At 66.7% G+C, this 9,531-nt stretch carries 19 protein-coding genes and 1 pseudogene; 6 read left to right on the top strand and 14 right to left on the bottom strand.

Annotated features, from left to right (window positions below):
- The first annotated feature begins 6 nt into the window (after nucleotides 1–6).
- Nucleotides 7–288, top strand: a complete 282-nt coding sequence (locus A4X16_RS09345; RefSeq protein ID WP_067119796.1) for a hypothetical protein — start codon at nucleotides 7–9, stop codon at nucleotides 286–288.
- 51 nt (nucleotides 289–339) lie between these two features.
- On the top strand, nucleotides 340–600 hold the full coding sequence (gene nrdH / locus A4X16_RS09340) for a glutaredoxin-like protein NrdH (protein WP_067119792.1): 261 nt from the start codon (nucleotides 340–342) through the stop codon (nucleotides 598–600).
- 76 nt (nucleotides 601–676) lie between these two features.
- Here the strand turns inward: nrdH and A4X16_RS09335 are convergent, their stop codons facing one another.
- The 10 genes and pseudogenes from A4X16_RS09335 to A4X16_RS18280 form a co-directional block, all read right to left on the bottom strand.
- Nucleotides 677–910 carry a hypothetical protein gene (locus tag A4X16_RS09335; RefSeq protein WP_067119789.1) on the bottom strand — a complete coding sequence of 78 codons (234 nt, stop codon included), beginning with the start codon at nucleotides 908–910 and terminating at the stop codon, nucleotides 677–679.
- 3 nt (nucleotides 911–913) lie between these two features.
- Entirely contained in the window at nucleotides 914–1,147 is a 234-nt protein-coding gene (locus A4X16_RS09330) for a hypothetical protein (RefSeq protein WP_067119786.1), read from the bottom strand.
- On the bottom strand, nucleotides 1,144–2,097 hold the full coding sequence (locus tag A4X16_RS09325; RefSeq protein ID WP_067119783.1) for a DUF3560 domain-containing protein: 954 nt from the start codon (nucleotides 2,095–2,097) through the stop codon (nucleotides 1,144–1,146). The genes A4X16_RS09330 and A4X16_RS09325 overlap by 4 nt, the downstream gene beginning before the upstream one ends.
- A gap of 16 nt (nucleotides 2,098–2,113) precedes the next feature.
- Nucleotides 2,114–2,611, bottom strand: a complete 498-nt coding sequence (locus A4X16_RS09320) for a hypothetical protein (RefSeq protein WP_067119780.1) — start codon at nucleotides 2,609–2,611, stop codon at nucleotides 2,114–2,116.
- A gap of 114 nt (nucleotides 2,612–2,725) precedes the next feature.
- Complete coding sequence (locus A4X16_RS09315; RefSeq protein ID WP_197491811.1) at nucleotides 2,726–3,721, bottom strand: AI-2E family transporter; 996 nt, start codon at nucleotides 3,719–3,721, stop codon at nucleotides 2,726–2,728.
- Between the two features lie 125 nt (nucleotides 3,722–3,846).
- Complete coding sequence (locus A4X16_RS09310; protein WP_067119774.1) at nucleotides 3,847–4,101, bottom strand: hypothetical protein; 255 nt, start codon at nucleotides 4,099–4,101, stop codon at nucleotides 3,847–3,849.
- Nucleotides 4,102–4,118: 17 nt separating this feature from the next.
- Nucleotides 4,119–4,439: a DMT family transporter gene (locus A4X16_RS09305; protein ID WP_067119772.1), complete on the bottom strand. Its 321-nt coding sequence runs from the start codon at nucleotides 4,437–4,439 to the stop codon at nucleotides 4,119–4,121.
- Complete coding sequence (locus A4X16_RS09300) at nucleotides 4,439–4,786, bottom strand: DMT family transporter (protein ID WP_067119769.1); 348 nt, start codon at nucleotides 4,784–4,786, stop codon at nucleotides 4,439–4,441. The genes A4X16_RS09305 and A4X16_RS09300 overlap by 1 nt, the downstream gene beginning before the upstream one ends.
- A 2-nt stretch (nucleotides 4,787–4,788) precedes the next feature.
- On the bottom strand, nucleotides 4,789–5,172 hold the full coding sequence (locus A4X16_RS09295) for a TetR/AcrR family transcriptional regulator (protein WP_231880321.1): 384 nt from the start codon (nucleotides 5,170–5,172) through the stop codon (nucleotides 4,789–4,791).
- Nucleotides 5,173–5,319, bottom strand: a pseudogene (locus A4X16_RS18280) (TetR/AcrR family transcriptional regulator); the annotation flags it as partial. It lies immediately after the preceding gene.
- 67 nt (nucleotides 5,320–5,386) lie between these two features.
- On the opposite strand from A4X16_RS18280, the gene A4X16_RS09290 reads away from it, so the two are divergent.
- The gene (locus tag A4X16_RS09290) at nucleotides 5,387–6,043 is read left to right on the top strand and encodes a DUF1345 domain-containing protein (protein WP_067119763.1); all 657 of its coding nucleotides are present in this window, start codon (nucleotides 5,387–5,389) and stop codon (nucleotides 6,041–6,043) included.
- Nucleotides 6,044–6,287: 244 nt separating this feature from the next.
- On the opposite strand, the gene A4X16_RS09285 is transcribed toward A4X16_RS09290, so the two are convergent.
- A complete protein-coding gene (locus A4X16_RS09285) occupies nucleotides 6,288–6,698 on the bottom strand; it encodes a winged helix-turn-helix transcriptional regulator (protein ID WP_067119760.1) in 411 nt (136 codons plus the stop codon).
- Nucleotides 6,699–6,834: 136 nt separating this feature from the next.
- On the opposite strand from A4X16_RS09285, the gene A4X16_RS09280 reads away from it, so the two are divergent.
- The 3 genes from A4X16_RS09280 to A4X16_RS09270 all read left to right on the top strand — a co-directional run bounded on the left by A4X16_RS09280 (nucleotide 6,835) and on the right by A4X16_RS09270 (nucleotide 8,218).
- Nucleotides 6,835–7,197, top strand: coding sequence for a DoxX family protein (locus A4X16_RS09280; protein ID WP_067119757.1), 363 nt, complete (start codon nucleotides 6,835–6,837; stop codon nucleotides 7,195–7,197).
- Between the two features lie 25 nt (nucleotides 7,198–7,222).
- Entirely contained in the window at nucleotides 7,223–7,894 is a 672-nt protein-coding gene (locus A4X16_RS09275) for an SDR family NAD(P)-dependent oxidoreductase (protein WP_067119754.1), read from the top strand.
- Nucleotides 7,895–7,990: 96 nt separating this feature from the next.
- On the top strand, nucleotides 7,991–8,218 hold the full coding sequence (locus A4X16_RS09270) for an SDR family NAD(P)-dependent oxidoreductase (RefSeq protein WP_067119751.1): 228 nt from the start codon (nucleotides 7,991–7,993) through the stop codon (nucleotides 8,216–8,218).
- A 165-nt stretch (nucleotides 8,219–8,383) separates the two neighbouring features.
- On the opposite strand, the gene A4X16_RS09265 is transcribed toward A4X16_RS09270, so the two are convergent.
- Genes A4X16_RS09265 through A4X16_RS17800 form a run of 3 tightly spaced genes read right to left on the bottom strand, consistent with a single transcriptional unit; the run spans nucleotide 8,384 to nucleotide 9,530 of the window.
- Entirely contained in the window at nucleotides 8,384–8,662 is a 279-nt protein-coding gene (locus A4X16_RS09265; protein WP_067119748.1) for a hypothetical protein, read from the bottom strand.
- Nucleotides 8,659–8,940 (bottom strand): hypothetical protein, encoded by a 282-nt coding sequence (locus A4X16_RS09260; protein ID WP_067119744.1) that lies wholly within the window; start codon nucleotides 8,938–8,940, stop codon nucleotides 8,659–8,661. Before A4X16_RS09260 ends, A4X16_RS09265 begins: the two co-directional genes overlap by 4 nt.
- Nucleotides 8,937–9,530, bottom strand: coding sequence for a hypothetical protein (locus tag A4X16_RS17800; RefSeq protein ID WP_131494290.1), 594 nt, complete (start codon nucleotides 9,528–9,530; stop codon nucleotides 8,937–8,939). Before A4X16_RS17800 ends, A4X16_RS09260 begins: the two co-directional genes overlap by 4 nt.
- Nucleotide 9,531 lies beyond the last annotated feature (1 nt).

The following is a 9,531-nucleotide window of genomic DNA, read 5'->3' as shown; positions in this document are numbered from 1 at the left end:
GAGCCCATGTCCAACCAAGCGTCTGTCTCCGAGGACGACTGGATCTCGCTGCTGCTGATCGTCGTGCTCGCCTTCGCCACAGGCATCGTCTCGCTGGGGATGTTCCTCGATCCACTCCGGGTCTGGATGCTGCAGTACCACCTACTCGAGCAGGGCGAGGCGACGGTGATCCCGATCGTCGACGGCATCGGATTCGGATGGGGTCAGATCCTCGTCATCGCCGCGATCCTTCTCTCGGCGATCGCGCTCCTCGTGTGGCTCAAACGCCGAGCTGCCGCCCGTGTCTGAACTGTCCACCATGCTCAACAAACGAGACCCAGAAAGGAGGAGAGACCACACATGACAACCACACTGACGAACGGGGACAAGGCGATCACGCTGTTCACGAAGCCATCGTGCGTGCAGTGCACGGCCACGTATCGCGCGCTGGATGCGAAAGGCATCGAGTACGACGTCGTTGACCTCAGCGAGGACGCCGCTGCGCTCGAGCAGGTCAAGTCGCTCGGGTACCTGCAGGCGCCTGTCATCGTCACGGACGAAGACCACTGGTCGGGGTTCCGCCCGGACAAGATCGACGAGCTCGCGAAGCGACTCGCCTGATTAACAGCAGCGAGGCCCCGCCGGAAACGTGCCGGCGGGGCCTCGCTGTGTGCGTCGACGGCCTCGCGTAGGGACATCAGGAGTGCGGCATGTGTGCCCTCGCCCACTGGCGGAGCAGCTCGTCGCGAAGATGACGGTTCCGCTCGAGCATGAGCCGCACGCCCGCAAGCTCGCCCGGGCCAGGCCCGGTCTCGGTGAGGGCGCGCACGCCGTCGACCTCGACAGCCCACTGTGCGAGCTGGTCGAGGTCGACGGTCACGGTCGCGGTGACTTGCGCCGGTTGCTGCCACGCCACCTTGTACGCGGGCATGGGCTAGTCCGGACTACGGAAGAAGTCGACCACGACCACGACGAGCAGCGGGACCAGGATCACGGCCAGGGCGGCGACGATGAGCCGGTCGAGGATAGGCGCGAGCAGCAGGCCGAGGTAGCCGGCGCCTACCGCCAGGACGACGAAGGCGACGCCGGTCACCAGGCGGCGCAGCCGCACGACGAGCTCGGCGGGGATCTCGCGCGGCACCGGGCGGGGGCGAGTGGCGATGCTCACGATGACGCTCCCTTCTCGGCCGCACGGTGCTCGCGGATGTGGGTGTACGGGACCGTGCCGCGATGCCCATAGGTGTCGGTGATGCTGACGCTCTTCGCGTTGGTGCGGGTCACTGTGCACCAGGCACCGAAGTATCGGATCTGGTCGCCGGGGCGGATGGTGTCGCGGGAGTGGTTGGCGACGATCCCGGCGGCGATCTGTTCCTCGCGAACGGCCTGCCAGTAGGCATGCTGCTCGTCGACGGCGGCGAGCTCGCGGGTGAGTCTCTCGGCGTAGTCGCCGGTCGCCGCCGGCGTGATGTCGAGATAGCCGCCCGGCAGTGTGCGGCTGTACCCCTCGAGGCGCCGGCGGAGGCTGACCTGGTCGGCGCGGAGCTTCTCGATGCGGTTGGCGACCGTGATGGGTGCGTAGCGGGCTTCGTTCGCTCCGGCGGCGATGTCTGCTCGTGCGCGAGCACGGCGGGCGTCGGTGTCGGCGTCGATGGATCGCCGGATCGCGGCATCCGCCTTGGCGATCGCGCTTCGGTGGGCGGATTCGGAGTGGTGGCCGACGTGGATCGGCTCGCCGCCTTCCGGGAGCCGCCGAAGTGCTCGAGCTGCGCGCTCCGCTTCCGCGGCCGCGGTGTCGGCTCGCCGTTCAGCTTTCGCGTCCAGGGCGGCGGCGCGGTCCTCTCGACGTGCGAGGAGATCTGTTTCGACTGCAGCTGCGGCGCGTCGGGCGTAGTCCACCGACACCGTCACGGTGAAGCCGGCTTCCTGCAGCTGGGCGACGGTGCGGTCGATGACGTGCCTCTTCGGCTCGCGATCTCGGGAGTGGGGCACGTACCAGGAGCCGAGAGCTCGGCTCCATCGCCAACCGTTGGTGCGGAGCACCTCGGCCGAACCGTCGCCCTTCGCGGTGCCGTCGATCAGGGTGCCTTCGGCGGCGGTGTGCGTGATGGTGAGAGTCATATGTGGTCACTCCCTCTCACGCGGCCGCGTCGTTGGTTAGCGGGTGACGGAAGCCGATGTGCCGTTCCCAGACTTCGGCTGCACGGTGGAGGCCGTCATACTCCATGACGCCGCGGTGCTCCGGGGATGCGACCAACGGCCAGTGCGCGAAGCGCAGCGCGATCGCTTGGCCGAGGCGCTCGACGAGATCACGCGCGGGGGAGTCGTCCCATCCGTCGTGATGGCAGGAGACCTCGGTGAGCAGGAGCCGACTGCGCTCGATCTGCAGCACTTGCTCGTCGTCCGCACAGGGGATGATCTCGGCGACGGGCTGCCACTCGTACCGCGGCGCGGTGAGGTGCTCGCCGATGGCGAAGCTGACGCTGCTGTGGTTCTCATCCCACAACAGCTGACCCATGCGATCGGCGTGCTCGACAAGATCTCGGGGTGTGCTGATCCGGTAGGCGGGAGTGCTGATGTAGGCGGCGGTGACCAGTAGGTCGATGGTGTCGCGGTTCACGGGGAACGCACGCATGATGAGACCTCCTCTAAGGATGGTGAATGTGACATTCACCACGATATGCCCCGGAGGTGTCTCTGTCAACGACTCTGGGCTGCGGGTGAGGGTCGCTTCCGGTGGCCTCGTGGGTCACCGTTGTTGCTGTTGGTGGGGGATGACGACTCGGTTGATGATCGTGACTCCGGCGGCAGCGATGGGGACGGCGACGAGGGCGCCGAGGATGCCTCCGAGGGCGGCGCCTCCGAGGGCGGCGACGATGACGAGTGCTCCGGGCATGGCCACCGCGTGTGCCATGACTCGCGGGGTGAGGATGTAGGCCTCTACTTGAAGGTAGGCGAACAGGATCGCGGCGACGATGATGGCGGGGATGAGCCCGGTGTCGAGGGTGATCAGGGCGGCGATGGAGGCGCCGATGACGGGACCGACGACGGGTATCAGGGCGCCGACGAACGCGATGAGGGCGAGGAGGGCCGGGGCCGGGCTTCCGGCGGCTGCGGTCACGATGAAGGTGACGATCGCGTTAAGGATGGCGAGAACGATCTGACCGCCGACGAATCTGCCGACCGAACCCAGGATGTCTTCGGCGAGGTCTTGCACTCGGGCACGGTGCCGGTACGCGACAAGTTGATACGCCTTGGCCTTGATGGCGGGCATGGTGATCGCGAAATACACCGTCAGCACGGTGACGATGATCACGCCGGTGACGGCATCGATGATTCCGGTGCCGATCTGCAACAGACCGCCGGTCACGTTCAGTAACTGGGTGGGATCGGAGATGAAGGCCAGTGCGCTGCGGGTGAGGTTGTTCAGATCGAGTGATCCGCCGAGGACGCCGGCCAGCCAGGTGAACCATTCCTGGTTGGGGATGGCGGTGACGAACGCGATCGCGTCTTCGGCCAGCGTTGCCACCTGGGCGGACACGGCGGGAACGATCACGGTGCCGACAAACGCGGCGGCGAAGAGCAGGACCAGCGCGAGAGCGACGACGGCGACCCACCTCGGCACCCCGCGTCGGAGAGCGGTTTGCAGAAGAGGTTCGACCGCGATGGCGAGGAAGAAAGCAATCCCGAGGTAGACCAGCACCGTGCCGAGAGCACCGATGCCGCCCAGGATCGCTGTCCCCACACCCACCCCAAGGGTCGCGACGAGGGCATACCGGAACGGGTGCGGGGGAAGCCCCCACGCGGGAGTACTTTCGGGCTGGCGACGTCGGTTGCGTGCCGAGCTTCGTGACTGAAGCCGTGCGGTGTTCATGAGGGCTCCTTCGGATGCTCCGACACACCGACGGTGCTCCCTGGCCCTGCCGCCGACTCAGGAGAGCGCGACGCCTGGCGCAGCTCGTCGATCAGTTCCCCATGCTCGGGGTTGACGAACAGGACCAAGACGCGGCCGTTTGTGCTCACAAAGTGACTGTCGGCGGCGATCGCGTCCACGAATTTCACGTCGGCGGCGGGGTTGCCGATGAGGACGCGGCGAATCGTCGCGATGGTTCGCTCGGTATTCATAGCCGCGGCCCGGTGGGTTAGTGGGCGGCGCCGAGTTCGACGAGGAGGACGCCACCGATGATCAGCGCGATGCCGAGCGCCATGACCCAGGTGAAGGGTTCTTTGAACAAGAACTTGCTGGCCACCGCGGTAAGGGCAACGCCCGAGGCGGCCCAGATGCCGTAGGCGACACCGATACCGAGACCAAGGGCGAGGACTTGGGTGAGGAAGAAAAACGCTCCGAGGTAGCCCACGACGACGACGATGTAGAACAGCTTCCGGCCGCCGGTCGCGATGCGCAGGGAGAGCGCGGCGCCAACTTCGAGGACGATGGCGAGGACGAGGAAGAGCCAGACCATCAGATGCTCGCCTCCTTCTTGCGCTGCGCCGCTTGCGATCCGAGCTCGACGGTGAGGACACCGCCGATGATCAGCACCAGGCCGAGGATCATCACGCCGGTGAGGGGCTGTCCGAAGATGAGTGCGGCCAGCAGTGCGGTCAACGCCACGCCCATCGCACCCCAGATCCCGTAGGCGACCCCGAGGGCCATTCCCTCGCGCAGAACGAGCGCGAGAAGAGTGAACGCGCCGACGTAGCCGACTGCTACGAGGACGTACCAGACCGGGTGGTCCTGCCCGGCTTGGAGGGCGAGGGAGCCGGCGACTTCACTGATGATCGCGCCGGCAAGGAGAAGCCATTTCTTCATAGTCAGTCCTTCAGGAGGTTGTGGGCGAAGACGCGGAGCTGGGCTCGCTCGTCAGGGGTCGGGGGGTAGAAGCTGGCGGCTTCGGCAAGCCATCCGCCGTCAGCGAGAAGGCGGGCTGCGAGTAGTCGGGTGCGTTCGGCGGGGTCCACGTCATCAGGCACGATCAGCCACGGTGCGAGACGCTCGGCCCAGCGCCGCGTGAGCGATCGCCGCAACTTCGGGTCGCTCATCGCCACCAGGTCGGTCTCATCGAAACCCCCGGACAGCGACCAGTCGAGGTACGCGCCGATGCGCGCGGACGCGACCGCCTCGGTTGGGGACGATCCCAACCGAGCGATCAGCGCCTCTTCCCACCGGTCCAGGACCGAGTCGACCAGGGCGAGCATGAGCGCTTCCTTCGTGGGGAAGTGATACATCACCCCCGGCTTCGTCAGCCCCACACTCCGCGCAACCGAATCCAAGGACACCGCCCGCCCCTCATCAAGTTGGGTGAATGCGGCCGTCAGGATTGCAGGCCGAGGATCTGTTCGCATCTCAGTAGGTTACCATCCGGAAGGTAACTACGCTGACAATATGCTGTGATCCAGAGAAGGAGGAGTCGTGAACGCACAGTGGCCTCACGGCAAGAACCGCGGTGTCGACTACTTGGTGACCGCCCTCGAAGCCCTCACCGCCCTCGCTGCGGCGGGTTATGTGATATCTGGCAACGTCGTCATGCTGGTTGTGTGGGAGGCGATCGCGGCCGGGTACCTCCTCGGGGGCCTCGCTCTGACGTGGTATCGCAGCGTGCGCGGCCAACAGGTGCCCCCACGGACGGGTGTACTGGACGCGCTGTCCTGGATCTTCCCGCTCGTGGCGAGCCTGGTGGGAGTGAACGCGGCTCTGCTGGCGATCACCGTCCGGGCTCCCGTCGACGGAACCCGGGCCGGCTACACGTTCACCGGGGTCGTGGCGGCCGTCGGCATCATCCTGTCGTGGCAGCTCCTGCACATCGGTTTCGCGCAGATCTACGAAAGCGTGCAGAACCTCCACCCCCGGCAACCGGGCCTGGAGTTCCCGCGCACCGATACGCCAGGCCTCGCTGACTACCTCTACTTCGCGTTCACCGTCGGCACCTCATTCGCGACCTCCGATGCGTCGGTAACCACGGTGCGCATGCGGTGGCTGGTTCTCCTGCACAGCGTCGTGAGCTTCTTCTACAACGCCCTCGTCGTCGCCGTGGCCATCCAGATCATCCAACAAATCGCCGGCGCCTAGCTTCAGCGCGGCCCTCAATTACGACGTCGCTGATGGCATGGGCGTAACGCGATCGAGTTGGAGGTGCGAGGGAGCGCTGAAGGACCCCACGGATCACAAGAGCACGTCGCGATCAAGGTAGCCGCGGGAGTATTCGTGCTTGTCCCGAAATGTCATCTGCGACGTCTTGCCCAGACTCAGCGCTGAGCCGTGTTACGGAGCACACGCCGACGTGGCGCTGCGACGGACTCCTGGTGGCTCTGGTTCACCCCGCCGCTGCGTCGAACTCTGCGCGGGCGGCTTTGATGGCGGGGAGGTGGGCGACGGCCCATGCGGCGAGGGCTTCGGCAGGGTCGATGAGGGTGCGGCCGGTGGGGGTGAGGCTGTACTCGACACGGGGTGGGACTTCGGGGTGCACAGTGCGGGAGACCAGTCCGTCGCGGGCGAGGTGCTTCAGGGTGAGGGTGAGCATCCGTTGGGACACCCCGGGGATGTGCCGTTGGAGCTCGCTGAATCGGAGGGTTCCTGCCCGGAGTGTCGAGATGATCAGCAGCGACCACTTGTCTCCCACGCGATCCATCAGGTCGCGGATCGCCCGCCCCTCGTCCGTTTGAAGGCACCGGTCCTCGTAGCCCGTGAGCGGTGTCGGTGGCTCGATCTCGGCGGTGTCTGGCATGGTGCGTTCCGTTCTGGGTAGGTACATGAATGTGCCTTTTGTAACCTCCCACCTGACCACTCATGATGGGGCTACGAACAGATAGTAACCATCCCGTTGTCTTTCATCGAGCGGCGGAGAACTCGAGGAGACTCATATGATCATTGCGTTGTGGATCGTGAACGCGATCCTCGCCCTCATCTTCCTGGCAGTCGGCCTGATGAAACTCGCCCGACCACGCACAGCTCTCGCCGCGTCCGGGATGGCATGGACCGCGGACTCAACCGACGCCGCCGTGAAAGGCATCGGCGCGATCGAGATCCTTGGCGCGATCGGCCTGATCGTCCCCCTGGCAACCGGGATCGCACCGGTCCTGACACCTCTGGCCGCGGCCGGCCTGGCTGTCGTGATGATCGGCGCCGTCATCGTCCACATCCGCCGGAAGGAGAGCGCAGTCGTCCCGCTCATCCTCGGGATCCTCGCCATCGTCTCCACCGTGCTCGGCTTCCTCACCCTCTAACCCACCCCTCACAAGGAGCATCAGCATGCCCACCATCGCCATCATCGGAGCGGGCCCCGGACTCGGCCTCGCCCTCGCGAAGAAGTTCGGCCAGAACGGCTACAACGCCGCCCTCATCGCCCGAAACCCCGACACGCTCGACACCCTCGTCAACGACCTGAGCTCTCACGGCATCAACGTGGCACGGTTCGTCGCCGACACCAGCGACCAGGCCGCACTCACCGCCGCTCTGACCGCCGCCCGCACCCACTTCGGCAGCATCGACGTGCTCGAGTTCTCCCCCCACTCCGGCGGACCCGGATCGATGACCAGCCCCACCGACGTCACGGCTGAGAACCTCCGTCCCGTCCTCGAAACCCTCCTGCTTGGTGCGGTCACCGCGGTGCAGACGGTCCTGCCCGGGATGGTCGACGCCGGCCACGGGACGATCCTGTTCACCGCTGGCAGCGGATCGATCAACCCCGTCCCGTTCTTCGGCACGCTGAACACCGCCCAGGCAGCAACCAGGAACTGGGCACTGAACCTGCACAACCAGCTCGCCGGCTCCGGCGTCTACGTCGCCCACATCGCGATCGGTGTGTCCATCGGAGACGCCGCCCCCGCGGAGGGCTACCCGTTCAAGACACCCGACGAGATCGCCGCCGCCTTCTGGGACCTCCACCAGGAACGCAGCACCGCCGAACTCGTCATCTCCTAACCACCCACCACTGCGGGGTGACCCACCCAGGCGCGGGTCACGGGTCACCCGCGACACCACTGACCGCCGGAACTCCCGGCTACAGGAGACTCACTCATGCCCACCATCGCCATCGTCGGGGTCGGCCCGAGCCTGGGCTTCTCGATCGCGAAAGTGTTCGGAAGCCAGGGCTTCACCGTCGCCCTCATCTCCCGCAACAAGACCAAACTCGACCACCTCGTGGGTGAGCTCGCGGACCTGGGTATCGCCGCGGCCGCGTTCCCCGCCGACGTCTCGCGTCGTACACGAAGGGATCTCAGGGGACGCCGGTCGAACCAAAGGTGATCGTGGTCAGCTCCGGGGCCGAAGAGAAGCGGCACCCGGCCGGAGCGGAGGAAATTGTCACATTCACCATCACGCAACCGAGGAAGGAATCATCGCCCCGAGGGGCGGAATGAGTACCTGCTCGAACGGCCGGGTGCCGCGGTCCCAGTGTACCGCGCGGGTCTCTCAGGGCGCGGGGGCGGTGCCTCCGATGAGGTCGTGGGCAACCTGGTCGAGCAGCTCCGGTGTGAGCGGGGCGCGCCGTCCCGCGTGCTTGATCGCGGTGATCGTCGCGGTGACTGCGGCGTGAGCTTCCGGCGTCGCGGGCACGGTCGACTGCGCGCGTCGGATCCTTGCGCTGAGGTCGAGGATCGCGGCCTCGTCGCGCTCGGTGTTCGCGTAGCCGGCGGCGAGCTCAAGGGAGCGCTGCAGCAGCCGGAAGTCAGCTGGTGTGAGGGTGTTCATCGCAGAGGGCTCCGGGTCGAGGTCGGTGCGGTGATATGGGCGAAGAGGCGGTCGACTTCTTGCTGGTCGAGGGTCTCGCTGGGAGTGGGTCTGGCGTCGTAGAAGTGATGCCGGATCGTGCGGCCGCGGTCGTCGATGATGCCGGGGCCTTCGCCCTCGGTGGGCGGGAGTGTGGCGGTCACCGTTACGGTCAGCTCACGCGCTGTGAGTCGTTCTCGGATGAGGATCCGATCGCCGCGGCGCATCTGTGGCCACGCGGCGTAGGTGGGGTCGATCATGCGGCGGTTCTCCTCGCGGTCTGGCGGCGCCGGCGTTCGGCTGCGCGAGCGGCGTCGGGGCAGGTTGTCCCGTCCGCGTCTCCTGGGCACTTGCTGCGATCGTGGCAGCCGTAGGAGTAGCCGGTGGCCGTCCCGTGGGTGATCTTTCGCGCGTTGCGTTGCCGCCGGCGGTAGTCGCGGTAGTAGCGCCGATGCGCCTCGGTGCAGGTTGGGTCGCCGGATCCGTGGTTGGGGCAGTCCTCGATGCGCTTGCATCCGCGGTTGAACCCGTGGGCGGTGCCGTGCTTGATCTGTGTCCGCGGCATCGGGCGTTTGCCGGTGGGTGCAGGAGCCACTGCGGGCGGGGGCGTCTCCGTGTTCGTGGCGGGCTGTTGAGGTCTGCGGCTGAGCCTGCGCGCACGCTTGGGGATGGGTTCGTTGCGAGGACGTCGACCGAGGGCCCAGTCTGAGCCGGCCGCGGCGTGGGCGGCGACGCAGGTCATGAGCGTGGGATGGCCGTGGTTGGCGCACCCGCCCTTGCTGCGGCATCCGAGGTCGTAGCCTTGTGGGCTGCCGTGGATGATGGTGCGGGCGATGTCGTCGGGGATCATG

Origin of the sequence: Microbacterium sp. H83, assembly GCF_001650405.1 — a bacterium.
Lineage (GTDB): Bacteria > Actinomycetota > Actinomycetes > Actinomycetales > Microbacteriaceae > Microbacterium.
Note: the sequence above shows the minus strand (reverse complement) of the source record. Positions and strands in the feature narration are given on the sequence as shown.